Consider the following 25,398-nt stretch of genomic DNA (forward strand, 5'->3'; position numbering starts at 1 on the left):
AATCAGATCGGCGCTCCAATGTCATAGCTCGGGAAGAAATATGCAGAGCAATGCTGAAGCGACCGTAACGCCGTCAACCCGCCCGCGCCTGGAGCGCATCGATATTGCGCGCGGCGTAGCGCTCATTGCAATGGCGATCTACCATTTCGGCTGGGATCTCGAATTCTTCGGCTATATGGCGCCAGCCACCACTGCGCATGGTGGATGGAAACTGTTTGCCCGCTGCATCGCATCAAGCTTTCTGTTTCTGGTCGGATTCAGCCTCGTTCTCGCACATGGCCGCGCCATTCGCTGGAATGCCGTAGGAAAGCGTCTCCTGCAGATCGTGGCAGCCGCAGCGGCGATCTCAGCGGTGACCTATTATATGTCGCCGGATAATTTCATCTTCTTTGGCATTTTGCACCAAATCGCGTTGGCAAGCGTGCTCGGCCTGTTGTTCCTACGCCTGCCCGCCGTGGTAACGCTCATAGTGGCAGCCTTTGTCATTACAGCGCCGCTTTACGCACAATCTGATATTTTCAACCGGATGTGGCTTGCCTGGATCGGACTTTCGACGGTTCCGCCCCGTTCCAACGATTATGTACCACTGTTTCCATGGTTTGGCGCTGTTTTGCTCGGCATTGCGGCTGCCCGCATCTTCGAGCGCTTCAACTGGCTGCCTATGCTTTCAGGCGGCATTCAACCGCAATTTCTGCAAAAGCCGTTGACCTTCATCGGTCGCCATAGCTTGGCATTCTATCTGATCCATCAGCCGGTGTTGATCGGGCTGGTCTATATCTTTTCACAGATCATGCCACCAGCACAACCAGCGCCGCGTGAAGCGTTCACGCAATCCTGCGTATCCTCCTGTATGCAGAATGGCGGTGAAGCGCTCTGTACCCAATTCTGTGGTTGCGTGGTCAGTGAGCTCGACAAGGCAAAGCTCTTTGACGACGTCTTCAGCGGAAAAGCTGACCAGAACAACAACAGCACAGTCCAGCAAATCGCGGAAATCTGCTCACCAGTGCCAGATAATCAGCCCTGATTGTTATGTTGAAACACCAAGCTCTGCCAAACGCTCAATGCAGGCTTCTTCAACCTGATCGAGCTCTGCAAGCGTCTCGTCAATATCGCGACGCTTTTGCCTAAGGTCGCCGCGTTTTTCTTCAACGCGCTTCATCAAAAGCTTGAGCTGGCCGGTTTCACCCGGCGGTTCGCGATACATCTGCACAATCTCGTGAATCTCGGCGATCGAGAATCCGAGACGCTTTCCCCGCATGATTTGCTTGAGAAGGTGCCGATCAGACGGCCTGAACAAGCGTGTGCGGCCACGCCGCACAGGTGCGATCAACCCCTCGTCCTCATAAAAACGCAACGTACGGGTCGATATCCCGAATTCCCGCGTCAGCTCCGTGATCGTATAATATTCGCGCACTACAACATCCCAGCCTTGCAATATGCAGGCAATTGTTGTGCAACCGCACTTACGTAAAAGTCAATATTAAACCGTCACAATTGCTAATATTACCTATAAGTAGCCACCACATTTATCGCACAGCCTTGCCATCATAGTGCCGCTCATGCGTTATGAAGTGACGACAGGATTGGTAACAGACAGCGATTCATGCGGCGTTCTATAAAATATACCTTGATTGGACTGGTTATTGTTGCGCTTGTCGGCGCAGCACCTTTTGCAGTTGAACCTGTTGTCCAGAAGATCGGCGAAGGTTCGATCCGGCAACTGGCGAGAGACGGCAATTTCTGTACAACGGATGATTGCGAAGAAGGCATAAACTATGCCATTGGCTTCCTCGAAACCAATTATGGCCTCTCTCCCGAGAACGTTAAATGGTGTATGGGCGTGGATGTCATCGCGCATTATGAATTGCCGTTTGGCAATGGACTGAAAAAGTCGATAACTGATCGAATGTATCAGCGTTGCGGCGATCCTAATCAGGACGAACCTATCGGAAATTACACGGCAGAATAGAAGGCCTTTTAATTAATGACGCGTTTTTTGCGCTTTGCCGCGTGGCTGGTTCTGGCAATAATTCTTATCGTGACGATAAGCCCGATCCAGTTCCGTCCCATCACCGGTGAACCTGCCGATGTGGAACGCTTCGCAGCCTTTTTTCTTGTCGGCTTCCTGTTTGCGCTCGCCTATCCACGCCACTGGATCGCTGTGCTGTTATTGACCGTTGGATGCGCAGGCATGTTTGAGATGCTTCAACGCTTAGCTCCGGGCCGTCACGGCGAATTCGCAGACTTTGTCTTCAAAGCAGTGGGTGCAATCGGTGGCGTTTTTATCGGGCGTGGCCTTAGCCTTCTGCCGTTCTTTTCAAAGAAGACCGGAAGTTAGCACTTAGACTTCTGTTTTCCTCGTTGGAACCAAACTGATGCATGAGCGTTCTATCAGCATCAATTCCAACGGAGGTTTGAAATGGCCGATAACAAAACAGCTAACGACGTTCAGCAGGCTCTGGAACAACAGATTTCTGATTTGCGCGGTGAGCTGAAACGCCTGTCTAAGTCTTTGGCATCCCGCACAAGCGACTTCAGAGATACCGCCGAAGACGCATTGGACGATGCTTCCGGTCGTTTCCGCCATGCAGCTCAGGCTGTTCGCGAACGCGGTCAGGCGGTGGCAGAGACTGTTAAGGAAAATCCCGGCACAGCCACGACACTCTTCGGCACTGCTGGTATCCTAGGCATCCTGATCGGCGTGGCGATTGGCTGCGCACTCTCTGATCGCCGCTAACTGACATAAAGACTCCTCCTGACTAACCCGCGCCTCCACAGCGCGGGTTTTCTTATGGGCTTTACCTGCTCGACCATGACTGCTACTCGGAGCCATTGGCAATCTGCCACCGGTCGCAGCCTACCCGGTCAAAACAAGGACAAGCGCTTGATATGCAAGCGCAAAGACTGCACCGTGGCTTTTAAAAAGGCACGCAAATGTCTGAAAAGACAATATATTCCGATCTGAAACAACTCGGATCGAACAGCACGGTACCGCAATCACCTGAAGAGGCCGTACTTGAGCGGGTCGCAAACCCGCAGGCCGGAACACCATACTGCATCCGCTTCACAGCACCTGAGTTCACCTCTCTCTGCCCCATGACGGGACAGCCAGACTTCGCACATCTGATGATCGATTATGTTCCTGGAGAATGGCTGGTTGAGAGCAAATCGCTCAAGCTTTTCCTGTTCTCATTCCGCAATCATGGCGCGTTTCATGAAGACTGCACCGTGACAATCGGCAAGCGTCTAGTCGAACTGCTTCGGCCTGAGTGGTTACGTATTGGTGGCTACTGGTATCCGCGCGGTGGCATCCCGATTGATGTGTTTTATCAAACAGGTGCAGCACCTCAGAATGTTTGGATTCCTGAACAGTCTGTACCCAATTATCGTGGTCGCGGCTGATCACAAATATGGGTATCTATTGCCGCTATGCACCGCGATGCCTATGATTGGCATCAACATTAAAACCGGAAACACTTCAGATGACTAAAGTTGTTCTACTGATTTCGCTTGCTGTTCTTTCCGGCTGCGGTGCCGGAAAAGCGGCAATGGATGCGGGTAAAGGGTTCGACCGATTCGCTTGCGCGTCGCGCAATTTCAAAGGCGAACCGCCCTGCCCCCAGCCTGATAGTCCAAACCAGCCAAACCAGACTCCATAAACCCGGAAAGAGGCAGCCATGGCCATTCAACCCAACGACATCCTCGATTTCTGGTTCTCCGTCAAAATGCGGGAGAACTGGTTTACCAAGAGCGACGAAATCGATGCTGAAATCCGCGAGAAATTTCTGGCTGCCTACGAAGACGCTCGCGCCGACAAGCTCGAAGACTGGAAACAACAGCCGGAAAGCGCTCTCGCGCTGACTATTCTGTTCGATCAGTTTCCACGCAACATGTTCCGCAGCTCTCCACGCTCATTTGAAAGCGACGGTCTTGCTCGCGATGTGGCGGCTCAGGCGCTCGACCATGATTTCGACCGCAAACTGTCGGCTGAACAACGTCAGTTCTTCTATTTGCCTTTCATGCATAGCGAACATCTTAGCGATCAGAAGCGCTGTGTCGATCTTTACGAAAAACTGGGTGATGAGTTCTCATTGGGCTTTGCACAACAGCATCACGACATTATCGAGCGCTTTGGCCGCTTCCCGCACCGCAATAAGGTGCTGGATCGCGAAACGACCAGCGAAGAAGCGGAATTCCTCAAGGAACATGCAGGCTTCTGATTTCATAAAAGCTTGTAAGGCAGAATTCCACGGCGGTCGTGATCGACCGATATGCGGCTTTTGAGTGGTGGTACGGCGCGCTGAACACATTCAGCGCGCTCACAGATTCGGCAAGAAACACCGATCGGATCAAAAGCAGAGCGGGTGGCGATATCAAGCCCATCCGCATAGACAAAATCCTGCGCATGTGTGACCTCGCAGCCGAGTGCTATTGCATAGCGGCGCTGCGGGGCATTGAAACCGCCTTCACTCTTCGTAAGCTCCGTCGCGACACAGAGATAACGCGCACCATCTGGCGTTTCGGCGAGCTGACGAATAATGCGCCCCGGCATTTCAAACGCCTGATGCACATTCCACAACGGACAAGCTGCACCATAACGCGCAAATTGCAGTTTGGCCGCACTGTGACGCTTGGTGATATTTCCGGCTCTGTCGATACGCGCAAAAAACACCGGCACACCGCGCTGGCCGGAGCGCTGCAAGGTGCTTAACCGATGCGCGACCTGCTCAAGACTGGCGCCAAAACGTGAGGCGAGCAATTCCAGATCATGCCGCAGTTCCTTCGCCGCCGACAAAAATGTCTGATAGGGCAGCATCAACGCACCGGCAAAATAATTACGCAGTCCGATTTTGCAAATTTCGACAGCTTCGGTTGAGCGAAAGTCTGCACGTTTCGCAATTGCCGTGACGATTTCTTCCATTTCCAGTTCTGCAATCTGAAATGCAATCTGAAAGTTTCGTGTCGAAGCGGGCGAATAAGGATTGAGATGTAGAATACGGGTTTCAGGATTGAAACGGCGCAGAATTGCCTCATCCGGGTCAGCACGCGCAACACGCACCCGATGATGATTCTCCATATATTGCGGCAGCGCCACACCAATGTCGCGCCCTGGAATATCAAGTTTTGCAGCAAGATTTTCTGCTGCAATATCAATCTCATGTACGTAGTTATCGATAAAATGGAAAAAGTCGCGTACTTCTTCATAGGGTGCAGGCTCGGCAACCGATGGCGCGCGCCCAAGTTGATTATCGAGGCTCGCAAGCTGCTCGCTATTGCGCCGATAGGCCTGATGACAGGCGATCAGCGCATGCGCCAATCCCGGCGCATTCTGCGTGATCAGCTTCAGCTCCTGCAAATTCGGCTTGTAGTTATCAAAGACTGGATCAGCCAGGGCTTCTGAAACAGCGGATAACAAACGATCATCATCGCCCAGCGAAATCGCACCAATGTCGATCTGGTAATTCTCGGCAAGTGCCAAAAGAACAGCAGCTGAAACCGGCCGCTGATTATTCTCGATTTGGTTGAGATAACTCGTTGAAATACCTAAGCGTTCAGCAAAGCCAGACTGGGTTGTCCGATGCTGCTCGCGTATCTCACGGATTTTTCTGCCAACGTAAAGTTTTCTCGGTGCCATATTTGCAAATTCGCATTTCGCTATTTGCAAATTTATAAATTACACAGCCACACCTTTTCAAGCTTTCAGAATGCGGCATACTGGCTCTAATCATTGGAACAACAATCCGCAATTTCATAGCTTTCCAAAGGCATAGCGAATGCAGGAACTTCTCGAACAACTTGAAGCGCGTCGCGCTGAGGCGCGCATCGGCGGCGGGCAAAAACGTATTGATGCCCAGCACGGCAAGGGCAAGCTCACGGCCCGCGAAAGACTGGAAGTGCTGCTCGACGAGGGATCGTTCGAGGAGTTTGACATGTATGTCACACACCGCTGCACCGATTTCGGCATGGAAAAGCAGAAGATTGCGGGTGATGGCGTCGTCACCGGCTGGGGCACGATCAATGGCCGGCAAGTCTATGTGTTCAGTCAGGATTTCACAGTTCTTGGCGGCTCACTGTCAGAAACCCATGCCCAGAAAATCTGCAAGATCATGGACATGGCCATGCAGAACGGTGCGCCAGTGATCGGGCTCAATGATTCGGGTGGCGCACGCATTCAGGAAGGTGTGGCCTCACTCGCGGGCTATGCCGATGTCTTCAAGCGTAATGCCGATGCTTCTGGCGTTATTCCGCAGATTTCAGTCATCATGGGCCCATGTGCCGGTGGCGCGGTTTATTCGCCAGCCATGACAGATTTCATTTTCATGGTGCGCGACTCATCCTACATGTTCGTGACAGGCCCGGATGTGGTCAAAACCGTCACCAATGAGATTGTCACTGCAGAAGAACTGGGCGGCGCTTCAACCCATACGAAAAAATCATCTGTTGCCGACGGCGCTTACGAAAATGATATTGAAACGCTGGAACAAGTGCGTCTTCTGTTCGACTTCCTGCCGCTTAATAATCGCGAAAAATCACCGACCCGTCCCTTCCACGACGACCCCGCGCGTCTTGAAATGCGACTTGATACATTGATCCCCGATAGCGCCAATAAGCCCTACGATATGAAGGAGCTGATCCTCGCGCTGGCGGATGAAGGCGATTTCTTCGAAATTCAGGAAGCTTTTGCCAAGAATATCATCACAGGCTTCATCCGCATGGAGGGGCAAACAATTGGTGTCGTCGCCAATCAACCGATGGTGCTGGCTGGCTGCCTTGATATCGACTCGTCGCGCAAAGCTGCACGTTTCGTGCGCTTCTGCGATGCCTTCAATATTCCGATCCTGACGCTTGTCGACGTTCCGGGCTTCTTGCCCGGCACGGCACAGGAATATGGCGGCGTCATCAAGCATGGTGCAAAACTGCTCTTTGCCTATAGCCAGGCTACCGTTCCGATGGTCACGCTTATCACCCGCAAAGCCTATGGCGGCGCTTATGATGTGATGGCATCCAAACACATCGGTGCCGATATGAATTATGCATGGCCCACCGCAGAAATCGCCGTCATGGGCGCCAAGGGCGCCACCGAAATTCTCTACCGCTCGGAACTTGGCGACACCGAAAAAATCGCGGCTCGTACAAAAGAATATGAAGAACGCTTCGCCAACCCATTCGTTGCTGCCGAACGCGGCTTCATCGATGAGGTGATCATGCCGCATTCATCCCGCCGCCGCATCGCCCGCGCGTTCTCTGCTCTGCGTAACAAGAGCCAGAACGCGCCATGGAAGAAACACGACACAATTCCGCTGTGATAGCGATGGGTGGGAACAAAATGATCAAGAAAATCCTCATTGCCAATCGTGGCGAAATCGCATGCCGGGTTATCAAAACGGCAAAGAAAATGGGCATCGCGACGGTCGCAGTCTATTCCGATGCCGACCGTAACGCGCTGCATGTCAAAATGGCTGACGAGGCCATACATATCGGACCAGCGCCCTCGAACCAGTCTTATATCGTTGTCGATAAAATTCTGGCGGCAATCAAGGAAACCGGGGCCGATGCAGTGCACCCAGGCTATGGTTTTCTGTCCGAGAACCCGCGCTTTGCCGAAGCATTGAAAGCCGCCAACGTCACCTTCATTGGCCCGCCGGTGAATGCCATTGAGGCCATGGGTGACAAGATCACCTCGAAAAAACTGGCCGCTGAGGCAGGCGTGTCTACCGTTCCCGGTCATATGGGGCTGATCGAAGACGCCGACGAGGCGGTGAAAATCGCAAATTCTGTCGGCTATCCGGTAATGATCAAAGCGTCTGCCGGTGGTGGTGGCAAAGGTATGCGCATTGCATGGAACGACGACGAAGCCCGTGAAGGGTTCCAGTTATCGCGTAATGAGGCGAAATCCTCTTTCGGTGATGACCGCATCTTCATTGAAAAATTCGTCACGCAACCGCGCCATATCGAAATTCAGGTCCTCGGCGATCAGCACGGCAACGTCGTCTATCTTGGCGAGCGTGAATGCTCCATCCAGCGCCGCAATCAGAAGGTCATCGAAGAAGCACCCTCGCCCTTCCTTGATGAAGCAACCCGCAAAGCCATGGGCGAACAGGCCGTCGCGCTTTCCAAAGCCGTCGGCTACTATTCGGCAGGCACTGTCGAGTTCATCGTTGATGGCGAGCGCAATTTCTATTTCCTCGAAATGAACACGCGATTGCAGGTCGAACATCCGGTGACAGAACTCATCACCGGCATTGATCTGGTTGAAGAAATGATCCGTGTGGCTTCGGGCGAGAAGCTGCGCATTACGCAGGCTGATGTGAAGCTCAACGGTTGGGCCATTGAAAGCCGCCTCTATGCAGAAGATCCATATCGCAACTTCCTGCCCTCCATTGGCAGGCTGACGCGCTATCGCCCTCCGGTCGAAGGCCAAGACAAAAATGGCTCAATCATCCGCAACGATACGGGTGTCTTCGAGGGTGGTGAAATCTCGATGTATTATGACCCCATGATCGCAAAGCTCTGCACATGGGCACCAGATCGATTGAGCGCAATCGACGCCATGGGCGAAGCGCTTGATGCGTTTGAAGTGGAAGGCATTGGCCACAACCTGCCATTCCTTTCGGCCGTTATGGATCATCCGCGTTTTCGGGCTGGCGCATTGACCACAGCCTTCATCGCAGAAGAGTATCCCGATGGGTTTGCAGGCGTAACAGTGTCAGAGCAAGACGCCCATGTTCTGGCTGCGGTAGCAGCTCAGATCAACATGGTCGTTGAACAGCGCAACAGCCAAATTTCCGGCAAACTTTCCACACAAAAACAGTCTCTTCCAACCGACTGGGTTGTTACATTCAGTGGCTTCAGCCTGCCGATCCGGATTGCAGAAGGTGAAGGCGGAACGACAATCAACTTTGTCGATGGCCTCAGTCTGCCAGTCGCCAGCGATTGGCATCCAGGCAATCAGCTTGGATCATTCACGATTGGTGGCAAACCAGTCGCCGTAAAGGTTTTGCGTTCAGGAACCGGTTGGCGCTTGCGCTGGCGTGGCATCGATGTCGTTGCGCATGTGCGTTCGCCGCGCGTGGCCGAACTGGCAACACTCATGCCCATTAAGCTGCCGCCCGATACATCGAAAATGCTGCTTTGCCCAATGCCGGGCGTCATCACCTCCGTACTTGTGAAAGACGGTGACACGGTCGAGGCTGGCCAACCACTTGCTACGGTAGAAGCCATGAAGATGGAAAACGTGCTGCGTGCGGAACGCCGTGCTACCGTAAAACGCATCGCTGCGGAGGAAGGCGTAAGCCTGGCGGTTGATGAACTCATTATGGAATTCGAGTGAGGGGCTTCGTGGGATGGAGAATAAGCCAATGACGCAGAAGACCCGTGCGGACTGGGAGGCGTTGGCCGAAAAGGAACTGAAACGCCCCGCAGACAGCCTTGTCTGGCACACACCGGAAGGCATTGACGTTAAGCCGCTCTATACTGAGGATGATCTCAATCATGTCGGGCATCTTGGCACCCTGCCCGGCTTCGAGCCGTTTCTACGTGGCCCACGTGCGACCATGTATGCGGGCCGCCCGTGGACTATTCGTCAATATGCGGGCTTCTCCACGGCGGAAGCCTCCAACGCTTTTTACCGCAAGGCACTTGCCGCGGGTCAGCAGGGCGTGTCGGTGGCCTTCGACCTTGCCACTCATCGCGGCTATGACAGCGATCATCCCCGCGTTGAAGGTGATGTCGGCAAAGCTGGCGTTGCCATTGATTCCGTCGAGGACATGAAAATTCTTTTTGACGGTATCCCGCTTGAAAAAATCTCCGTCTCCATGACCATGAACGGCGCAGTGATCCCGATCCTCGCCAATTTCATCGTCGCTGGTGAAGAACAAGGCGTGTCGCGCGATCTGCTTTCAGGCACCATTCAGAATGATATTCTGAAAGAATTCATGGTCCGAAACACCTATATCTATCCGCCGGAACCATCCATGCGGATCATTGCGGACATCATCGCCTATACGGCAGCCGAAATGCCGAAATTCAATTCGATTTCCATTTCCGGCTATCACATGCAGGAAGCAGGTGCCACGCTGGTGCAGGAACTGGCCTTCACACTGGCCGATGGTCGTGAATATGTGCGTGCCGCGCTCAATAAAGGCCTCAATGTCGATGAGTTTGCAGGGCGTCTGTCGTTCTTCTTCGCCATCGGCATGAACTTCTTCATGGAAATCGCCAAGTTGCGCGCAGCCCGCCTGCTCTGGTCGCGTATCATGAAGGAGTTCGATCCGAAGAAGCCAGGATCGCTGATGCTGCGCACTCATTGCCAGACATCCGGTGTATCGTTGCAAGAGCAGGATCCTTACAACAATATCGTTCGCACAGCGTTTGAGGCTATGTCGGCAGCGCTTGGTGGCACACAATCGCTGCATACCAATTCTTTCGACGAAGCTATTGCTTTGCCAACGGAATTCTCTGCGCGCATAGCCCGCAACACGCAGCTTATTTTGCAAAATGAAACCGGGGTCACCAAGGTCGTGGATCCGCTTGCAGGCTCCTATTACATTGAAAGCCTGACCAATGAACTGGCGGAAAAAGCATGGGCGCTGATTGAAGAAGTCGAAAGCCTCGGCGGCATGACCAAAGCCGTCGAAAGTGGTTTGCCCAAGCGACTGATTGAAGAAGCAGCCACTAAACGGCAGGCAGCGGTTGATAAGGGTGAAGAAGTCATCGTTGGCGTCAACAAGTTCCGCCTCGAACAGGAAGACGAAATCGACATTCTTGAGATCGATAACACCGCCGTCCGCAGTTCGCAGATTGCCCGCCTTAACCGGATCAAGGAAACACGCAACAAAGCGAAAGTTGAAGCAGCGCTGGCTGAACTGGAAAAAGTTGCAAAAACCGGCGAAGGCAACATTCTCGCAGCCGCAGTAGAAGCATCGCGTGCTCGTGCAACTGTCGGTGAAATTTCAGATGCCATGCGTAGCGCTTTTGGTGATCATGCGGCCGTGCCGAAGGTCGTCAGAAAAGTCTATGGCGCAGCCTACGAAAATGAGCCGGAGTATCTGACCCTCGTGGAACGTCTGGAAGAGTTCTCCAAACATACAGACGACAAGCCCCGCATCATGGTGGCCAAGCTCGGTCAGGATGGCCACGATCGCGGCGCGAAAGTTATCGCCTCAGCTTTCGGTGACATTGGCTTTGAAGTGCTCGCCGGTCCGCTGTTTCAAACACCTGAGGAAGCAGCTGATATGGCCATCAAGGCGAAGGTTCATGTGTTGGGCGTTTCATCATTGGCAGCCGGTCACAAAACGCTGCTGCCCCAACTCGTAGATACACTTCGCAAGAAGGGTGCCGAAAATATCATCGTTGTCTGTGGCGGTGTCGTCCCGCGTCAGGATTATCAATATCTGTTCGACCACGGCGTATCGGCTGTGTTCGGCCCCGGCTCCAATGTGCTCGATTGCGCACGTGCAGTGCTTGATCTCATGGAAGGAAAGCGCCGCAATCTTTGAGCATAAACAGATAGATAAACAAGAAAAGAGACTCATTTTCTGAACCTCTTGAGAAGCCGGGCGAAAAGCCCGGCTTCATTGTCCTAAAGTCCCATCAATGAATTCTATCAATTCTTGGGGCCAGCAAACCCGGCAATGGTTGAGCTTGTGACCGACACCGGATCGCTTGCCGGAAATGTATCTTCCAGCCCTTCATCCAGCTGACGTTCAAGTTCTGATTTGTCGCCTGCGCGACGCGCGCTTGGAACAGTCAACAAGCTAGCAGGTTCAATACCGCACTCGATACAGGCAACGCTTAAGGCCTCTCCAAGCTTGAGTACCGCTTTGCGTATCACAGCATCCCGTGACAGCTCGGCCTCAGTATCATTCTCAACCTTGACCGTAATCCGCTCTTCGCTCTCGGTTACGAATTCAACGATATAGGTTGCAAAACCACCAAGCGAACTGACGCGTGTTTCAACAATGTCCATAGCTTCACCTCCGCATTTCACCTTCGGACACAACGGTCATCCGCACCGATAGTTCCCGAAAAGGAACCTGTCCGATGCTGAAACGTTTCCGGCATATTATGGGAGGACGCCATGTCTCAGTTTTTTACGCAACTAAGTGAAAAGGCCTCCGAACTTGCGGGGCACTATGCTGCGTTTATTCTCGCGACGCTCTTCATCCTGTTCTGGGGTGTGAGTGGTCCCTTTTTTGATTTTTCTGATACCTGGCAGCTGGTTGTGAACACCTCGACTACCATTATCACGTTCCTGATGGTGTTTCTGATCCAGAACTCGCAGGACCGCGAAGCGAGTGCCACCCAAGCCAAACTCGATGAAATATTGAACCACCTCTGTATTCTTAAAAGTGAGACAATCGGCGCCGAGCATCTACCGTTGGATAAGTTGAAAGCCATGATCAAGCATCTTGAAGCAGAAGGTCGACATCCCAGCGTTTCAAGCAGCTCTCAGAATCAAAATGAATGAGCTTTATGCTATCACCCTTTCCCGCTCGAACGTCAGGCCTATATGCCAATGAGGAGTGACAACCGGAAGGAGATTTTTATGGCCATAACTCGAAAAGAAGAAGCTCGTGCGTTGAACGCTGAGGAAAAAGAGCTGGTAGAAAAATCGCACCATCCGATTCTTCAGGATGTTCCTGACTCAGAGCTTTCGCAACTGGCCAAGCTCTTACGTGATCGTCGCAGCAAAGCGCGCGATCAGGCCCACCAGCGCCGCCGCGAGATGCGCGGGAAAGCTGCCGCCAGAGGTGCTTCGGCATCCAAGGCTGATGAAGGTTCGCATCTAAAGGTTTCAGTCCTGGCAATGGCGATGCGTCGCATCAATGCTGAAGTGGATCGTCGTCGCAGCATGTCTGCAAGCAATGATCTGATTGCGAATGCGCAGAAGGCGTTAGCCACGAAGAAAGCCAATGAAAAGAAGGATAATACTTTCAATACACGTCATGCACGGCATGGCATGCGCAACATACCCAGCGAGAAGGCCGATAGTCTCATCCGACCTATGGAGCGCGGTCGTCTGAAAAAAGCCGCCAGTGTCGCCCAGGCCAAGCGCGACTCTCGACAGGACGCTGCGAGCTAAACCAGCATAAAACATCTTCTGGAAGATTTTAATTCTTCCAGAAGAGACAATGAAAACAATCTTCTAAAGAAATTTCTTATAGAACAACTTACAGCATTTCCAATGCTGTTTTGCGCGTTGGCGGAGCAAAGGTTCTGTCCAGCAAAGTCAGCTGTTCCTCTGTCAGCCTTATGTCCGCAGCATTGCGATTTTCACGCACATGACCGAGCTTTGATGTCTTCGGAATTGCAATCACATCGCCATTGCGCATGGTCCAGGCAAGCGCAACAGCCGCCGGCGAAACCCCGATTTCATCGGCAACTTCATGTAATACACTATTGCCCAAAAGCCTGCCCTGTTCGATCGGCGAATAGGCCATCAGGGGAGTTTTCTGCCCTGCACACCATGGCATCAAATCAAATTCTGGCCCACGCCGGATCAAATTATAGAGTATCTGATTGGCCGCCACGGCTGTGCCGCCTGTAACGATCGTCAGTTCTTTCATGTCGTCGGTATCGAAATTGCTGACGCCCCATGCGCCAATCTTGCCTGCCTGCTGCAGTTTCTCAAAAGCAGCCAGGGTCTCCTCCAGCGGATATCGCCCACGCCAGTGCAAAAGATAAAGATCGATCTTTTCAGTGCCAAGCCGCTTGAGACTACGCTCACACGCTTCAATCGTGCCTTCTAAGGAGGCATTGTATGGCAGCACCTTACTGACGAGAAAGACACTATCACGGCGACCTTTGATCGCCTCGCCCACGACCTCTTCTGCACCGCCATCCGCATACATTTCAGCAGTGTCGATCAGTGTCATGCCAAGTTCGATGCCGCATTGCAGCGCCTCGACTTCCAGTCGCCGTTGGCGCGTATCTTCGCCCATATACCAAGTGCCCTGCCCAAGTGCAGGCACATGGGTACCCGATGCCAGTTTCACTTGCGGGATTGTTCCGGTCATGGCTCGCCTCTTGATGCTTTCAGGATGCGCATAAAATCGCGACATCGAAAAAACATAGGCTACATCAGGCAAACTGCAAGCCAAAGCCTTGCATCAGGCGACGAATGGCATAATCCGGCTTCTGTGATGTAAACACCGCCAGATCATCGTGATGATGCAATTCCTCATCAATCTGCCGCGGTTGCAACAGCGATACGGTGCGCCGTGCTATAGCTTCCGCTGGGTCAAGCCAATCAACTGGCCAGGGAGCCAATCGGCGGAACACATTCGCGAGAAACGGATAGTGGGTGCAGGCGAGCACAACGATATCCGTACGTTCTCCGTCTTTTTCGACAAAGCAAGGCGTGATCTGCTCAATAACCAGCGCCTCATCGATTTCTTCGCCACGAATATGGGCTTCAGCGACTGCGGCAAGCCTGTCTGCTCCGACCAATCGCACGTGACATTGCGTGGCAAATGATTGGATAAGATCGCGGGTATAGGCGCGCTTGACAGTCCCTGGTGTCGCAAGAACAGAAACCAGTCCCGAAGAAGTACGCTCAGCAGCAGGCTTAATCGCAGGCACAGTGCCGACAAAAGGCACGGCCGGATAAGCGTGTCGCAGATCATCCAGCACCAATGTTGAAGCCGTGTTACAGGCAATAACTGCGATTTCGGGATCGTGCTCCGCAATGAACCTGCCAAAAAGCTCGACAATGCGCGCGCGCAACGCTTCTTCTTCCCATCCACCATAGGGGAAACCGGCATCATCCGCGATATAGACAAATCGCCGGTCAGGCATCAGCACCCGCGCCTCACGCAGAACCGTCAAACCGCCAATACCGCTATCAAAGACCAATATGGGCTTTTCATAGGTGGCAGACGACGTGTCGGAAAGGCGAGCTGCGGACGCGTGTTTCATTCAGCCTTGTCCTCAATTGCAGTTTTGCGGGCGCGCCCCTCAGGTGCCCCCGAGCCACGCGGCTTTTTCGGCGTAAACACATCAAGCGATGTAATGACGCCACGCAGAAGTTTGAGTTCTGCCGATGCAAAACCCGCACGCGTCAGCACCGAGCGCAGATTATTGACCATGATTTCTTTTTTCGCCTCAGGGCGGAAATAACCGCGAACATCAAGCGCCTCTTCCAGATGATTGAAAAGACTCTGCAATTCCAGCTTGGGCGCCGCTTCCATTTCCGGTCCACGGAAAACCGTATCTGTCTGGCTTTCGAGACCCGATTTCATCCACTCATATGACATAAGCAGTACGGCTTGTGCGATATTGAGTGAGGCAAAGGCTGGATTGACCGGGAAAGTCACCAGCTCATCTGCGAGACCAACCTCTTCGTTGCTCAAGCCGAAACGTTCCCGGCCGAACATAATGCCGGTTTTCTCACCAGCTCCGAAACGGCGGCGCAATTCACCGTTGGCTTCCACAGGGCTGCGCACCTGTTTAAAGCCGTCGCGCTCGCGCGCTGTGGTGGCATAAACGAAATTGAGATCAGCAAGCGCTGAAGGCAGATCATCATAAACGACCGCATTGTCGATGATATGATCCGCCTTACTTGCTGCGGCCCGCGCCTTTTCGCTCGGAAACTCGTCACGTGGCTGGACAAGTCGTAACTCGGCAAGACCAAAGTTTGCCATGGCGCGCGCCACCATGCCGATATTCTCCGGCAATTGCGGGTTAACCAGAATGATCGCCGGTCCTTCGGTGATCATTGGGCGCTGTTTGTCTGTTCCTGCCATGATATTTTCCGCTAAAGCATAGTGCAGCCAAATGTTTCATTCAGCGTCCGCGACCATGCGACAATTGTAAGAAATCAGAGCGAGCAAATCCGGTAAAATTAAGTGCTATACGCTCTGATGCTTTAGGATCGTGGCGCTTCCCTGACATAATTGGCAAAAAATCGCAAAGATTCCCCTTACATTCGATATCGAAAATCGCGTGTAGTAGCGGAATAACACCAGTCTGCCTCCCATCCATGTCACACTGTCGGCACCGACATCGAAGTTTACAGGGAGGAAAATCATGTCCGGCAAAAAGATTCTCATGATCTGCGGCGACTTCTGCGAAGATTACGAAACGATGGTTCCGTTCCAGACGCTCCTCGCCGTCGGACACAAGGTCCATGCCGTTTGCCCCGGCAAGAAGGCGGGCGATTCAATCGCAACGGCCATTCATGACTTTGAAGGGCATCAGACCTATACCGAAAAGCCAGGCCATAATTTCACACTTAACGCCACCTTTGCCGATGTGAAGGCCGAAAACTATGACGCGCTTGTCATTCCCGGCGGTCGCGGACCGGAATATCTGCGCCTTGATGATAAAGTCATCGCCATCGTCAAACATTTCTTTGACGCCAACAAACCCGTGGCAGCCGTTTGTCACGGCGCACAGCTTCTTGCCGCGGCGCGCGTTCTCGAAGGCCGCACCTGCTCGGCCTATCCCGCCTGTCGTCCGGAAGTGGAGCTTGCAGGCGGCACATATGCCGATATCCCCGTTGATCAGGCGGTCACAGACGGCAATCTGGTTTCAGCGCCCGCATGGCCTGCTCATCCTGCATGGTTGTCGCAGTTCCTCGCTGTTCTTGGCACCAAAATTACCCACGCTTAAGTGACGCTTTGCCTGCAACTCTAATCCGGTTGCAGGCAGCATCAAACTGCGCAACACTAACATGGGAGACATTTCGGGAGGAATGCATGTGCAGATTGTTCATCGGGGCTGATCCGGAACTTTGGCAAAGCGTCACACGCTCGTTGCGTATTGATGGCGTCGTGACCAGCGTGCGGCTCGAGAACTTCTTCTGGTTTGCGCTGGAAGATATCGCTTCGCGCGACGACCTGACCGTCAATCGCCTGCTGGGTCGCCTTTATGATGAATCGCGTGCCGAAGGCCACGATCTCGATAATTTTGCATCGTTCCTGCGTGTCTGCTGTGGTCGCTATCTCGCCCTGCAGGTCAGTGGTCTTGTCCCAATGGATAAGACTACAGCAATTTCGACGCTCGACGCAGATGCCATATTGCTACGCGAGCAGGAAACTTATCGTGATCAACGCTCAAAATGGCAAAAACCGGCACATCACGCCGCCTGAAAATGTGCCTATAGGCCAAAGAATAAGCCTCTGACACTTTGCCTTCGCGTTCACCGATGCTATACGGTCGCGACGCATTAAATGAGAGGCTTTATCAATGGCAAAAATCAAGGTTGCGAACCCGGTCGTTGAACTCGACGGCGATGAAATGACCCGCATCATCTGGCAGTTCATCAAGGACAAGCTGATCCATCCCTACCTCGACATCGATCTGAAATATTACGATCTGTCAGTAGAACATCGTGATGAAACCAATGACCAGGTTACCATTGATGCGGCTAATGCCATCAAGGAACATGGCGTTGGCGTAAAATGCGCAACCATTACGCCGGACGAAGCCCGCGTTGAAGAATTCAAGCTCAAGAAGATGTGGAAGTCGCCTAACGGCACCATCCGTAACATCCTCGGCGGCGTTATCTTCCGCGAACCAATCATCTGCAAGAATGTCCCTCGTCTGGTTCCGGGCTGGACCCAGCCAATCATCGTTGGCCGTCATGCTTTCGGTGATCAGTACCGCGCGACCGATTTCAAATTCCCAGGCAAGGGCACGCTGTCGATCAAGTTCGTCGGTGAAGATGGCGAAACCATCGAGCACGAAGTCTATCAGGCTCCAGCGGCTGGCGTGGCTATGGCCATGTACAACCTCGACGAATCGATCCGTGAATTTGCGCGCGCCTCGCTGAACTACGGCCTGCAGCGCAATTACCCGGTTTATCTGTCGACCAAGAACACCATCCTCAAGGCCTATGACGGTCGCTTCAAGGACATTTTCGAAGAAGTCTATCAGGCTGAATTCGCTGAAAAGTTCAAGGAAGCAAAGATCTGGTACGAACATCGTCTGATCGACGACATGGTTGCTTCGGCCCTCAAATGGTCCGGCGGCTACGTTTGGGCTTGTAAGAACTATGACGGCGACGTGCAGTCCGACATCGTGGCACAGGGCTTCGGCTCGCTTGGCCTGATGACCTCGGTTCTGATGACGCCAGATGGCAAGACCGTTGAAGCTGAAGCTGCACACGGCACCGTAACCCGTCACTATCGCCAGCATCAGAAGGGCGAGGAAACCTCGACCAACTCGATCGCTTCGATCTTCGCATGGACCCGCGGCCTCGCACATCGTGCAAAGCTTGACGACAATGCAGAACTGAAGCGCTTTGCCGACACGCTTGAAAAGGTCTGTGTAGATACCGTTGAAAGCGGCTACATGACCAAGGATCTGGCGTTGCTCATCGGTCCGGATCAGCCTTGGCTCTCGACCACCGGCTTCCTCGACAAGATCGATGAAAACCTTCAGAAGGCAATGGCTGCTTAAACTGAAGCCAACGCTAAGTCAGATCAAGACGGCGGGTTTTTCCCGCCGTTTTTTGTTTGCGTTTAACTATTTCCTCTCGCAAGCAACAGGCCCGCTGGCTAGTCTGTCCCTAACGAGATAGGGAGGACTGATATGTCGACAATTCAGACATTAGCGCCGCAAGACCGGACAGCATGGGAGCCATTATGGAAAGCCTATCAGGTCTTTTACGAAGTCGATATTCCAGCTGAAACCACGAGCCTCACATGGGAACGTTTTCACGACGCGTCGGAACCAATGCACGCATTAGGCGCGTTTGATGACGACGGATGCCTCGTCGGCTTTGTCCATGCAATATTTCACCGCTCTTGCTGGCTGCCAAAATGGACCTGCTATCTTCAGGATCTCTATGTCGAAAACAGCCAGCGTGGAAAAGGCACCGGCGCAGCACTGATTGATGCAGTGGCTGATCTCGCACGCGAAGAAGGCGCAGGCAGGCTCTATTGGCTCACACACGAAAGCAATGCCACCGCACGCCGTCTTTATGACGCCATCGCCCAACAGTCCGGCTTCATCCAATATCGAAAGGCCTTATAAGCCGCCTGATATACCCGACTGGTTTTTCGTTTCTTTTTAGCACGAGAAAGAGCATCCTGTTGCTCAGCTTGCAGGGAGGATGAAAAATGAGCGATTTGAAGCTTTACACCAACCCCATGTCACGCGGACGCATTGCGCGCTGGATGTTAGAGGAAATCGGTAAACCCTACGATGTAGAAATCCTCGATTTTGGCCCCCCCATGAAAGGGCCAGATTACTGCTCCATCAACCCAATGGGCAAAGTGCCAGCAATTCGCCACGGCAAGGATATCGTGACAGAAGTTGCAGCCATCTGTGCTTATCTTGCAACCACATTTCCAGAAGCTGGTCTCGCTCCGCATCCTGACGAGCGTGCCGATTTCTATCGTTGGCTTTTCTTCACATCGGGCCCGGTCGAAGCCGCTCTATCCAATCACGCGCTGGGTTATGAAGTGCCAGCCGACAAACAGGGCATGGTGGGGTATGGCAATTACGATACCGTCGTGAATACGCTCGACAAAGCCATTTCCCGTCACCCTTATATTACCGGCTCACGCTTCACCGCAGCCGACGTCTATGTCGGCTCACATGTTGGCTGGGGTTTGCGCTTTGGCACATTACCAGCAAAACCTGCCTTTACGGCCTATTGGGATCGTTTGAAAGATCGCCCTGCCCTGAAACGCGCCAATGAGTTGGATGACGCCGCAGCAGCGGCTCGAAACAATAGCTAAAGCTGAAAAACCTTGGCAAAAGCCTGAGCCCCATTGGGTGAGAAAGCAATAACGCGGCCTTCTTCCCGACGCGCCCAGCCTTTATCGATGAAGTTTTTCAGGAGTGCCGCGCCAAGTGCCCCGCCAAGATGGTTGCGCCTTTCGCTCCAGTCGAGGCAGTGACGGCAAAGCGGTCGCTTGCCCTTTTGCAGCATATCCACATCAATGCCGAGGCAAGAGAAGAATGACTTCCCTTCATCGGTGAGCAGAGGTTCACCGGCATCATCGATCAGACCAAGCCTGTGGGATGCGTCGAGCATTTCAACGCCGCGCTCGCCTGCCAGATGATCGTAACAAATTCGTGCCTTACGCAGCGCATTGTCCTTAGGACCAGTACGAACACGCACTGCGCCGGTGCGTTGTGCAAGCCCCATAAGTCCTTCCAGAACTTGCGCCACATCCGTGCCTGAAAGCCTGAAATAACGGTGCCTGCCCTGCTTTTCGGCTACGAGCAAATTGGCTGCATCAAGCTTTGAGAGATGCCCGCTGGCAGTCTGAATCGTCACACCCGCTGCTGCTGCAAGTTCGCTTACCGTCAAAGCACGCCCGTCCATCAGCGCGGTCAGCATGTTTGCGCGCGCCGGGTCACCCAGCAGGGATGCAACTGAAGCTATGATCGGTCCGTCTTTCATACTTCGATGCTAACCGAAGCATGGACGCATTTCAATAGGCTAAACAGTCTCCACCAAATCCACCAACTCAGGAGACGACGATGATTACCTGCTTTATCCGCTATCAGATCGACCCGTACAAAGCAGAAGCTTTCGCGGAATATGCGCGCAATTGGGGACAAGCAAGCCCACGTTGCGGCGCGAACCTGATTGGTTATTTCGGCCCGCATGAGGGTTCAACTACTACGGCCTATGGCGTCTATTCCGTCGAAGATCTTGCCGCCTATGAAGCATTTCGTGCGCGACTTGCATCTGATCCAATCGGTCAGGCAAATTATGATTTTGCAAAACGCGAACAGTTTATCCGCTCGGAAGAGCGTATCTTTCTCAAGTTGCAATCGGCCCCACATGCGGAGTTTATCAAGCCATGATCGCTGTTATTTTTGAAGTCTGGCCTGCGGATGATGAGCGGCGCGAGCAATATCTTGATATCGCGGCAAGCCTGCGCGCTGATCTGGTCAAAATCGATGGTTTCATATCCATCGAGCGCTTTCAAGGTCTGGTTGAACCAGAAAAATTGCTGTCGCTCTCCTTCTGGCGTGACGAAGAAGCTGTCAAACAGTGGCGCAACTTGCCCACTCATCGGATCGCACAGGCAAAGGGACGAGGTGGTGTCTTTGAAAACTACCGCTTGCGCATTGCAGAGGTCTCACGCGATTATGGTCTCGATGAACGTGAAGAAGCTCCCGACGATAGTCGGAATGCGCATGCTGCATAAAGAAAAAGGCCGGGAAAACCCGGCCTTCTGCAGTTCTAATCTAAGTACAATCAGACGATCAGCGCTTTAACAGCAGCGATTGCTTCGCTTGCCTTCGTGCCATCAGGCCCACCGGCCTGCGCCATGTCCGGACGACCGCCACCGCCGGCACCGCCAAGAGCACCAGATGCAGCACGCACCAGATCAACCGCACTGAAACGGCCAACCAGATCGTCAGTCACAGCAGCAACCGCGCTTGCCTTGCCATCTTCACCGACACCGATGAAGAGAACAACGCCTGAGCCAACCTGCTTTTTGCCTTCGTCAGCAAGTGGCTTGAGATCGCGCGGCGAAACGCCAGTCACAACCTTGCCGAGGAAATTGACGCCATTGACGGTTTCCACAGCACTGCCGCCATCAGACGCACCACCGCTCAGCGCCAGTTGTCTGCGGGCTTCGGTAAGCTCGCGTTCCAGCTTCTTACGCTCATCAACCAGAGCGTTGACACGCTCAAGTGCTTCTGATGGCGTCGTCTTAAGAACACCGGCGATTGCCTTGACGCGCTCGTCCTGCTCTTCGAGGTACAGGCGAGCTGCCTCACCCGTCAGCGCTTCCATACGGCGAACACCGGCAGCGACACCGCTGTCGGACAGAATACGCACGAGGCCAATATCACCCGTCTGACGAACATGCGTGCCGCCGCAAAGCTCAACAGAGTAAGCCTTGCCAGCCTTTTCGCCATGCGTAGCCGTCCCCATTGAAACAACACGAACTTCGTCGCCATACTTTTCGCCGAACAGCGCCATTGCACCTTCAGCAATCGCATCATCAACCGCCATCAAACGCGTCGAAACCGGTGCGTTTTGCAGGATGATCTCATTGGCGAGATTTTCAACAGCAGTCAGTTCTTCAGCCGAAATTGGCTTCGGGTGCGAGAAGTCGAAACGCAGACGATCGGGAGCAACGAGCGAACCCTTCTGAGCGACATGTGAGCCGAGCGTTTCGCGCAGCGCTTCATGCAGAAGATGGGTTGCCGAGTGGTTGGAGCGAATGCGTGTACGACGCACAGCGTCTACCTTCAATTCGACTGCATCGCCGACCTTGGCCGAACCTTTGGTGACTTGGCCGGTATGAACGAAAACGCCCTCGCCCTTCTTCTGCGTGTCTTTGATCGTGATTGCAAAGCCTTCGCCGGAAATCGTTCCTGTATCGCCCTGCTGACCACCGGACTCGCCGTAGAACGGTGTCTGATTAACGATGACAGAAACGGTTTCGCCTTCCGCAGCCGATGCAACCTCTGCACCGTCACGGACAAGCGCAGTGATCACACCTTCAGCGCTTTCGGTTTCATAACCAAGGAATTCGGTCGCGCCGACCTTATCCTTGATACCGAACCAGATGGTTTCAGTGGCAGCTTCGCCCGAACCAGTCCAGTTGGCGCGTGCTTCTGCCTTCTGGCGTTCCATGGCGACGTTGAAACCGTCGGTATCGACTGTCACACCGCGCTGGCGCAGTGCATCCTGTGTAAGATCAAGCGGAAAGCCGTAGGTGTCGTAAAGCTTGAAAGCCGTCTCGCCATCAAGGCGATCACCTTCAACCAGACTTTCCGAAGCATCGGAAAGCAAACCAAGACCGCGTTCCAGCGTCTTGCGGAAACGGGTTTCTTCAAGCTTGAGGGTTTCAGAGATCAATGCTTCAGCGCGGATCAGTTCTGGATAGGCCTGTCCCATTTCGCGGATGAGCGCTGGCAGCAGACGCCACATCAATGGCTCTTTTGCGCCGAGCAGCTGCGCATGACGCATAGCGCGGCGCATGATGCGGCGCAGCACGTAGCCACGGCCTTCATTCGATGGCAGAACGCCATCGGCAATCAGGAAGCTCGATGCACGCAGGTGATCAGCGATAACGCGATGGCTCGCACGGAAATCGCCTTCAGCCTTAACGCCAGTTGCGTCCTCCGATGCGCGGATCAATGCCTTGAAAAGATCGATATCGTAATTGTCATGTACGCCCTGCAGAACAGCTGCAACGCGCTCCAGGCCCATTCCCGTATCAATCGAGGGACGTGGCAGATCGATGCGCTGCTCCGGAGAGAGCTGCTCGAACTGCATGAAAACGAGGTTCCAGATCTCGATGAACCGATCGCCGTCTTCATCTGCTGATCCAGGAGGGCCACCCCAGATATGATCGCCGTGATCGTAGAAGATTTCCGAGCAAGGACCACAAGGTCCGGTATCACCCATTGCCCAGAAATTGTCGCTCGTCGCAATGCGGATAATGCGATCATCCGAAAGACCGGCAATCTTCTTCCAGAAATTCGCGGCAGCATCATCGGTGTGATAAACGGTGACCAGCAGCTTGTCCTTGTTCAGGCCAAACTCCTTTGTGATCAGGTTCCAGGCATGACTGATCGCTTCTTCCTTGAAGTAATCGCCAAAGGAGAAATTGCCGAGCATCTCAAAGAAAGTGTGGTGACGAGCTGTGTAGCCGACATTGTCCAGATCGTTGTGCTTACCGCCAGCGCGCACACATTTCTGCGAAGTGGTCGCACGGCTGTATGGACGCTGTTCAAGACCAGTAAAAACGTTCTTGAACTGCACCATGCCCGCATTGGTGAACATCAGCGTTGGATCGTTGCGCGGCACCAACGGGCTTGATGAAACAACCTCGTGTCCGTTCTTACGGAAATAGTCGAGGAATGTGGACCTTATCTCGTTGACGCCAGCCATAATTCACCCTTGGACATTTTCTGCCCTACATGAGACACACCTTTCAACAAGGCGCATCGATTATCTTTTCACCACCCGCAAGGTTGCAACGATGTCCGGCATTTTCATGCCGCCACGCTTCGACTGCCCGATCATGGAAAGTCCGTGAGGTGGAGTTTCGGTTGACCGCTTTTAACGGGGCACCGCTTTTCTGTCCAGATAAGCAGTGTGCGCTATAAAAGCAATTTCTCCCGGAAAATATGAAAATAACGACTATGCAACAGTGTTCATAGCATTCCCAGCAAAAGTGCGAAGCGGTTTTTCGAAGGATGATGCTCAAAAACAAATAGTTACAGCAGTTTCAGCGATTCAGTCTTAACTGAAGCCGCTGTAAGCTAAAAAACAAAAAGCCCTGCGCATAGCGCAGGGCTTTCTTCCGTTTCGTCATCAGACGAATTTTACATTTCTGCGGCTTCCGGACCATCATCCGCTTCCGGTCCACCATCTTCAAGGAACTGCTCGGCAATCAAGCCTGCATTCTGACGGAGCGTCGTCTCGATCTCTTTCGCGACTTCCGGATTATCCTTGAGATACTGCTTGGCATTTTCACGGCCCTGCCCCAGACGCTGGGAATTATAGGAGAACCAAGCGCCCGATTTCTCAACAACACCGGCTTTAACGCCAAGATCGACCAATTCGCCCATCTTGGAAACGCCCGCGCCATACATGATATCGAATTCAACCTGCTTGAATGGAGGTGCAAGCTTGTTCTTGACCACCTTCACGCGGGTCTGATTGCCCACAACCTCGTCACGCTCCTTGATCGAACCAATACGGCGGATATCGAGACGCACCGATGCGTAGAACTTGAGCGCATTACCGCCAGTCGTCGTTTCAGGCGAACCGAACATGACACCGATCTTCATACGAATCTGATTGATGAAGATCACCATGCAGTTCGAACGCGAGATCGAAGCCGTGAGCTTGCGCAATGCCTGGCTCATCAATCGCGCCTGAAGACCAGGCAAGGAATCGCCCATTTCACCTTCGATTTCGGCGCGTGGCGTCAGAGCTGCGACCGAGTCGATAACCAGAACATCAATTGCGCCAGACCGCACAAGCGTATCCGTGATTTCAAGCGCCTGCTCACCAGTATCTGGCTGCGAGATCAGCAGGTTCTCAAGATCGACCCCAAGCTTACGGGCATAGACCGGATCAAGAGCATGTTCCGCATCCACAAATGCGCAGATACCGCCCTTTTTCTGAGCTTCTGCAATCGTGTGGAGTGCAAGCGTCGTCTTACCCGAGCTTTCCGGACCATAAATTTCTACGATACGTCCCTTGGGCAGACCGCCGACGCCCAATGCAATATCGAGAGAAAGCGAACCGGTCGACACCGTTTCAATCTCTACTACCTGATCATTCTGACCAAGGCGCATGATCGAGCCTTTGCCGAACGCCCGTTCGATCTGCGACAGAGCCGCATCGAGAGCCTTTGTCTTGTCCACTGAATTTTCCTCAACAAGTCGCAATGAATTCTGAGACATCTTACACCATCCTCTTGTCTCGCTAGAAGCCCGGTGGGCTCATTG

27 protein-coding genes are annotated in these 25,398 nt (G+C 53.2%); 18 read left to right on the forward strand and 9 right to left on the reverse strand.

What is annotated here, in order from left to right; genetic code table 11:
* Nucleotides 1–40: 40 nt before the first annotated feature.
* Nucleotides 41–1,024 carry a DUF1624 domain-containing protein gene (locus ACSME1_RS01655; protein ID WP_024897063.1) on the forward strand — a complete coding sequence of 328 codons (984 nt, stop codon included), beginning with the start codon at nt 41–43 and terminating at the stop codon, nt 1,022–1,024.
* A 3-nt stretch (nt 1,025–1,027) separates the two neighbouring features.
* Here the strand turns inward: ACSME1_RS01655 and ACSME1_RS01660 are convergent, their stop codons facing one another.
* Nucleotides 1,028–1,414, reverse strand: coding sequence for a MerR family transcriptional regulator (locus tag ACSME1_RS01660; protein ID WP_024897062.1), 387 nt, complete (start codon nt 1,412–1,414; stop codon nt 1,028–1,030).
* A gap of 189 nt (nt 1,415–1,603) precedes the next feature.
* Here ACSME1_RS01660 and ACSME1_RS01665 point away from each other — a divergent pair, with 189 nt between their 5' ends.
* The 5 genes from ACSME1_RS01665 to ACSME1_RS01685 all read left to right on the forward strand — a co-directional run bounded on the left by ACSME1_RS01665 (nt 1,604) and on the right by ACSME1_RS01685 (nt 4,220).
* Nucleotides 1,604–1,969, forward strand: a complete 366-nt coding sequence (locus tag ACSME1_RS01665; protein ID WP_024897061.1) for a hypothetical protein — start codon at nt 1,604–1,606, stop codon at nt 1,967–1,969.
* A gap of 15 nt (nt 1,970–1,984) precedes the next feature.
* The gene (locus ACSME1_RS01670) at nt 1,985–2,338 is read left to right on the forward strand and encodes a VanZ family protein (protein WP_100558871.1); all 354 of its coding nucleotides are present in this window, start codon (nt 1,985–1,987) and stop codon (nt 2,336–2,338) included.
* Between the two features lie 81 nt (nt 2,339–2,419).
* The gene (locus tag ACSME1_RS01675; RefSeq protein WP_024897059.1) at nt 2,420–2,737 is read left to right on the forward strand and encodes a DUF883 family protein; all 318 of its coding nucleotides are present in this window, start codon (nt 2,420–2,422) and stop codon (nt 2,735–2,737) included.
* Nucleotides 2,738–2,934: 197 nt separating this feature from the next.
* Nucleotides 2,935–3,402, forward strand: a complete 468-nt coding sequence (gene queF / locus ACSME1_RS01680) for a preQ(1) synthase (RefSeq protein ID WP_105705847.1) — start codon at nt 2,935–2,937, stop codon at nt 3,400–3,402.
* A 275-nt stretch (nt 3,403–3,677) separates the two neighbouring features.
* The gene (locus tag ACSME1_RS01685; protein ID WP_105705845.1) at nt 3,678–4,220 is read left to right on the forward strand and encodes a DUF924 family protein; all 543 of its coding nucleotides are present in this window, start codon (nt 3,678–3,680) and stop codon (nt 4,218–4,220) included.
* Between the two features lie 2 nt (nt 4,221–4,222).
* Here the strand turns inward: ACSME1_RS01685 and ACSME1_RS01690 are convergent, their stop codons facing one another.
* Entirely contained in the window at nt 4,223–5,635 is a 1,413-nt protein-coding gene (locus ACSME1_RS01690; RefSeq protein ID WP_105705844.1) for a helix-turn-helix domain-containing protein, read from the reverse strand.
* A 139-nt stretch (nt 5,636–5,774) separates the two neighbouring features.
* On the opposite strand from ACSME1_RS01690, the gene ACSME1_RS01695 reads away from it, so the two are divergent.
* The 3 genes from ACSME1_RS01695 to scpA are packed head-to-tail and all read left to right on the forward strand — an operon-like array spanning nt 5,775 to nt 11,498.
* Nucleotides 5,775–7,307 (forward strand): acyl-CoA carboxylase subunit beta, encoded by a 1,533-nt coding sequence (locus tag ACSME1_RS01695; RefSeq protein WP_105705843.1) that lies wholly within the window; start codon nt 5,775–5,777, stop codon nt 7,305–7,307.
* 20 nt (nt 7,308–7,327) lie between these two features.
* Nucleotides 7,328–9,331, forward strand: coding sequence for an acetyl-CoA carboxylase biotin carboxylase subunit (locus tag ACSME1_RS01700; RefSeq protein ID WP_105706057.1), 2,004 nt, complete (start codon nt 7,328–7,330; stop codon nt 9,329–9,331).
* Nucleotides 9,332–9,359: 28 nt separating this feature from the next.
* Nucleotides 9,360–11,498, forward strand: a complete 2,139-nt coding sequence (gene scpA, locus ACSME1_RS01705; protein ID WP_024897053.1) for a methylmalonyl-CoA mutase — start codon at nt 9,360–9,362, stop codon at nt 11,496–11,498.
* A 107-nt stretch (nt 11,499–11,605) separates the two neighbouring features.
* Here the strand turns inward: scpA and ACSME1_RS01710 are convergent, their stop codons facing one another.
* Nucleotides 11,606–11,968 carry a hypothetical protein gene (locus tag ACSME1_RS01710; RefSeq protein WP_100558867.1) on the reverse strand — a complete coding sequence of 121 codons (363 nt, stop codon included), beginning with the start codon at nt 11,966–11,968 and terminating at the stop codon, nt 11,606–11,608.
* A gap of 111 nt (nt 11,969–12,079) precedes the next feature.
* Here ACSME1_RS01710 and ACSME1_RS01715 point away from each other — a divergent pair, with 111 nt between their 5' ends.
* Entirely contained in the window at nt 12,080–12,469 is a 390-nt protein-coding gene (locus ACSME1_RS01715; RefSeq protein ID WP_024897051.1) for a low affinity iron permease family protein, read from the forward strand.
* 78 nt (nt 12,470–12,547) lie between these two features.
* Nucleotides 12,548–13,084, forward strand: a complete 537-nt coding sequence (locus tag ACSME1_RS01720; protein ID WP_024897050.1) for a hypothetical protein — start codon at nt 12,548–12,550, stop codon at nt 13,082–13,084.
* 88 nt (nt 13,085–13,172) lie between these two features.
* On the opposite strand, the gene ACSME1_RS01725 is transcribed toward ACSME1_RS01720, so the two are convergent.
* The 3 genes from ACSME1_RS01725 to ACSME1_RS01735 form a co-directional block, all read right to left on the reverse strand.
* Nucleotides 13,173–14,018 carry an aldo/keto reductase gene (locus tag ACSME1_RS01725; protein WP_100560146.1) on the reverse strand — a complete coding sequence of 282 codons (846 nt, stop codon included), beginning with the start codon at nt 14,016–14,018 and terminating at the stop codon, nt 13,173–13,175.
* A gap of 64 nt (nt 14,019–14,082) precedes the next feature.
* Entirely contained in the window at nt 14,083–14,919 is an 837-nt protein-coding gene (gene murI, locus ACSME1_RS01730; RefSeq protein WP_100558866.1) for a glutamate racemase, read from the reverse strand.
* On the reverse strand, nt 14,916–15,746 hold the full coding sequence (locus ACSME1_RS01735) for an RNA methyltransferase (protein ID WP_105705841.1): 831 nt from the start codon (nt 15,744–15,746) through the stop codon (nt 14,916–14,918). Before ACSME1_RS01735 ends, murI begins: the two co-directional genes overlap by 4 nt.
* A gap of 283 nt (nt 15,747–16,029) precedes the next feature.
* On the opposite strand from ACSME1_RS01735, the gene ACSME1_RS01740 reads away from it, so the two are divergent.
* The 5 genes from ACSME1_RS01740 to ACSME1_RS01760 all read left to right on the forward strand — a co-directional run bounded on the left by ACSME1_RS01740 (nt 16,030) and on the right by ACSME1_RS01760 (nt 19,691).
* The gene (locus ACSME1_RS01740; RefSeq protein ID WP_024897045.1) at nt 16,030–16,614 is read left to right on the forward strand and encodes a DJ-1/PfpI family protein; all 585 of its coding nucleotides are present in this window, start codon (nt 16,030–16,032) and stop codon (nt 16,612–16,614) included.
* An 86-nt stretch (nt 16,615–16,700) separates the two neighbouring features.
* Entirely contained in the window at nt 16,701–17,093 is a 393-nt protein-coding gene (locus tag ACSME1_RS01745; RefSeq protein ID WP_024897044.1) for a ribbon-helix-helix domain-containing protein, read from the forward strand.
* Between the two features lie 97 nt (nt 17,094–17,190).
* Nucleotides 17,191–18,405, forward strand: coding sequence for an NADP-dependent isocitrate dehydrogenase (locus ACSME1_RS01750; protein WP_105705839.1), 1,215 nt, complete (start codon nt 17,191–17,193; stop codon nt 18,403–18,405).
* Nucleotides 18,406–18,537: 132 nt separating this feature from the next.
* Complete coding sequence (locus tag ACSME1_RS01755) at nt 18,538–18,981, forward strand: GNAT family N-acetyltransferase (RefSeq protein ID WP_105705837.1); 444 nt, start codon at nt 18,538–18,540, stop codon at nt 18,979–18,981.
* A gap of 86 nt (nt 18,982–19,067) precedes the next feature.
* Nucleotides 19,068–19,691 (forward strand): glutathione S-transferase family protein, encoded by a 624-nt coding sequence (locus ACSME1_RS01760; protein ID WP_100558863.1) that lies wholly within the window; start codon nt 19,068–19,070, stop codon nt 19,689–19,691.
* On the opposite strand, the gene ACSME1_RS01765 is transcribed toward ACSME1_RS01760, so the two are convergent.
* Nucleotides 19,688–20,362 carry an ArsR/SmtB family transcription factor gene (locus tag ACSME1_RS01765; protein ID WP_100558862.1) on the reverse strand — a complete coding sequence of 225 codons (675 nt, stop codon included), beginning with the start codon at nt 20,360–20,362 and terminating at the stop codon, nt 19,688–19,690. The genes ACSME1_RS01760 and ACSME1_RS01765 overlap by 4 nt on opposite strands.
* Before the next feature lie 80 nt (nt 20,363–20,442).
* On the opposite strand from ACSME1_RS01765, the gene ACSME1_RS01770 reads away from it, so the two are divergent.
* Nucleotides 20,443–20,772: an NIPSNAP family protein gene (locus ACSME1_RS01770; RefSeq protein ID WP_100558861.1), complete on the forward strand. Its 330-nt coding sequence runs from the start codon at nt 20,443–20,445 to the stop codon at nt 20,770–20,772.
* Complete coding sequence (locus ACSME1_RS01775) at nt 20,769–21,119, forward strand: antibiotic biosynthesis monooxygenase family protein (RefSeq protein ID WP_105705834.1); 351 nt, start codon at nt 20,769–20,771, stop codon at nt 21,117–21,119. The genes ACSME1_RS01770 and ACSME1_RS01775 overlap by 4 nt, the downstream gene beginning before the upstream one ends.
* Before the next feature lie 50 nt (nt 21,120–21,169).
* Here ACSME1_RS01775 and alaS read toward each other — a convergent pair whose 3' ends face one another.
* Both alaS and recA read right to left on the reverse strand, forming a co-directional pair.
* Nucleotides 21,170–23,827, reverse strand: coding sequence for an alanine--tRNA ligase (gene alaS, locus ACSME1_RS01780; RefSeq protein WP_105705833.1), 2,658 nt, complete (start codon nt 23,825–23,827; stop codon nt 21,170–21,172).
* Between the two features lie 437 nt (nt 23,828–24,264).
* The gene (gene recA / locus ACSME1_RS01785) at nt 24,265–25,353 is read right to left on the reverse strand and encodes a recombinase RecA (RefSeq protein WP_024897036.1); all 1,089 of its coding nucleotides are present in this window, start codon (nt 25,351–25,353) and stop codon (nt 24,265–24,267) included.
* Between the last annotated feature and the right edge of the window lie 45 nt (nt 25,354–25,398).

This window comes from Brucella pituitosa (genome assembly GCF_965577835.1).
Taxonomy (GTDB): Bacteria; Pseudomonadota; Alphaproteobacteria; order Rhizobiales; family Rhizobiaceae; genus Brucella; species Brucella pituitosa.